2 protein-coding genes are annotated in these 335 nt (G+C 53.1%); one reads left to right on the top strand and one right to left on the bottom strand.

Annotated features, from left to right (window positions below; translation table 11 throughout):
• Positions 1-211: hypothetical protein (locus tag EZM41_RS01320; RefSeq protein ID WP_198468634.1), on the top strand; the 211-nt coding region annotated here is incomplete at its 5' end.
• 31 nt (positions 212-242) lie between these two features.
• On the opposite strand, the gene EZM41_RS14495 is transcribed toward EZM41_RS01320, so the two are convergent.
• Complete coding sequence (locus EZM41_RS14495; protein ID WP_446697800.1) at positions 243-335, bottom strand: ABC transporter ATP-binding protein; 93 nt, start codon at positions 333-335, stop codon at positions 243-245.

Genomic DNA, 335 nt, shown 5'->3' with positions numbered 1-335 from the left:
GTTTGCCGAACTCTGTATTTTCATAAATTACGCCGAAAGTCTTGAGGTTGGCTCCCTTCGTTTCATTGAGCCACTTGACAAAGGTTACGAACTCCTGCCACAGCGGGCTGCGACTATACCGGGCGTGAGAGGTATGTTCCGTCAAACTGGAGGAGCTGTGAGCGTCACAATCGCGACGTTGGTTCTCCATGAAATCGGCAACCCGGAGTAACTTCGAGCTGGCTCGGGATCTCACCCACGGACTAAAGGCTCCTTCTTCCCCTCGCGCGAGGGTCGAGAACGGGCACCGCAGAAAGGATTAGATTCGTATAAGGATGACGCGGCGAATCGAATAT

Origin of the sequence: Acetomicrobium sp. S15 = DSM 107314, assembly GCF_016125955.1 — a bacterium.
Taxonomy (GTDB): domain Bacteria; phylum Synergistota; class Synergistia; order Synergistales; family Thermosynergistaceae; genus Thermosynergistes; species Thermosynergistes pyruvativorans.
Note: the sequence above shows the minus strand (reverse complement) of the source record. Positions and strands in the feature narration are given on the sequence as shown.